The following is a 1,207-nucleotide window of genomic DNA, read 5'->3' as shown; positions in this document are numbered from 1 at the left end:
AAAGTATGGTTGAACTTGAAGTAGCAACAATGTCTCTTTTATCCGGTTTTGAACGAACAAGCATCGTTCAAAAAAAGTATTTTTTATTGAAAAAAGTACTTGCATATTATTGAGAAGTTGATATAATAATTAATGTTCTTTCAAAAAGAATATTAAAAGTCTGGTGACGAAGGCGAAGAGGTCACACCCGTTCCCATCCCGAACACGGAAGTTAAGCTCTTCAGCGCCGATGGTAGTAGGGGGCTTCCCCCTGTGAGAGTAGGACGTCGCCGGGCATATCATTTCTTTATAAAATGATAATAATTTATATAAAATGGAGGATTAGCTCAGCTGGGAGAGCACCTGCCTTACAAGCAGGGGGTCGGCGGTTCGAACCCGTCATCCTCCACCATATTACTTTAATTTATGTATTATGTGCCGGTGTAGCTCAACTGGTAGAGCAACTGACTTGTAATCAGTAGGTTGAGGGTTCAAGTCCTTTCGCCGGCACCACTTTTTAGAGCCATTAGCTCAGTTGGTAGAGCATCTGACTTTTAATCAGAGGGTCGCAGGTTCGAATCCTGCATGGCTCACCATTTTTCTTGACTTTTGTCTTGATATGAATACGCGGGTGTGGTGGAACTGGCAGACACGCTAGACTTAGGATCTAGTGCCGTAAGGCGTGGGGGTTCGACTCCCTTCACCCGCACTTTTCATGCGGAAGTAGTTCAGTGGTAGAATACGACCTTGCCAAGGTCGGGGTCGCGGGTTCGAATCCCGTCTTCCGCTCCACTTTCTTAAGCCGGGGTGGCGGAACTGGCAGACGCACAGGACTTAAAATCCTGCGGTAGGTGACTACCGTACCGGTTCGATTCCGGTTCTCGGCACCAATTTTATTATAAGATGCGCCCGTAGCTCAATTGGATAGAGCGTCTGACTACGGATCAGAAGGTTGTGGATTCGACTTCTGCCGGGCGCGCCATTTTTATATTTTAATCGGGAAGTAGCTCAGCTTGGTAGAGCACTTGGTTTGGGACCAAGGGGTCGCAGGTTCGAATCCTGTCTTCCCGACCACTTCTTATGGGGCCTTAGCTCAGCTGGGAGAGCGCCTGCCTTGCACGCAGGAGGTCAGCGGTTCGATCCCGCTAGGCTCCACTTATGAACCTTGAAAACTGAACAGCAAAACGTCAACAAATAAAGTTCTGGAGCCGACCCTGTCGGTGAAAAG

General features: G+C 47.7%; 9 tRNA genes and 1 rRNA gene. All 10 read left to right on the top strand.

Annotated features, from left to right (window positions below):
• Positions 1 to 159: 159 nt before the first annotated feature.
• The 10 genes from rrf to ACFPZG_RS06305 all read left to right on the top strand — a co-directional run bounded on the left by rrf (position 160) and on the right by ACFPZG_RS06305 (position 1,134).
• Positions 160 to 275: ribosomal RNA gene (gene rrf / locus ACFPZG_RS06350) — 5S ribosomal RNA — on the top strand.
• Positions 276 to 315: 40 nt separating this feature from the next.
• Positions 316 to 391 (top strand) — tRNA-Val (locus ACFPZG_RS06345).
• Between the two features lie 25 nt (positions 392 to 416).
• A tRNA-Thr gene (locus tag ACFPZG_RS06340) sits at positions 417 to 492 on the top strand.
• Between the two features lie 7 nt (positions 493 to 499).
• A tRNA-Lys gene (locus ACFPZG_RS06335) sits at positions 500 to 575 on the top strand.
• Between the two features lie 31 nt (positions 576 to 606).
• Positions 607 to 688 (top strand) — tRNA-Leu (locus tag ACFPZG_RS06330).
• An 8-nt stretch (positions 689 to 696) separates the two neighbouring features.
• Positions 697 to 771, top strand: a tRNA-Gly gene (locus tag ACFPZG_RS06325).
• 9 nt (positions 772 to 780) lie between these two features.
• Positions 781 to 869 (top strand) — tRNA-Leu (locus ACFPZG_RS06320).
• A 15-nt stretch (positions 870 to 884) separates the two neighbouring features.
• A tRNA-Arg gene (locus ACFPZG_RS06315) sits at positions 885 to 961 on the top strand.
• A 15-nt stretch (positions 962 to 976) separates the two neighbouring features.
• A tRNA-Pro gene (locus tag ACFPZG_RS06310) sits at positions 977 to 1,053 on the top strand.
• A gap of 8 nt (positions 1,054 to 1,061) precedes the next feature.
• Positions 1,062 to 1,134: transfer RNA gene (locus ACFPZG_RS06305), tRNA-Ala, on the top strand.
• Positions 1,135 to 1,207 lie beyond the last annotated feature (73 nt).

This window comes from Sporosarcina thermotolerans (genome assembly GCF_042658975.1).
Lineage (GTDB): Bacteria > Bacillota > Bacilli > Bacillales_A > Planococcaceae > Sporosarcina > Sporosarcina thermotolerans.
Note: the sequence above shows the minus strand (reverse complement) of the source record. Positions and strands in the feature narration are given on the sequence as shown.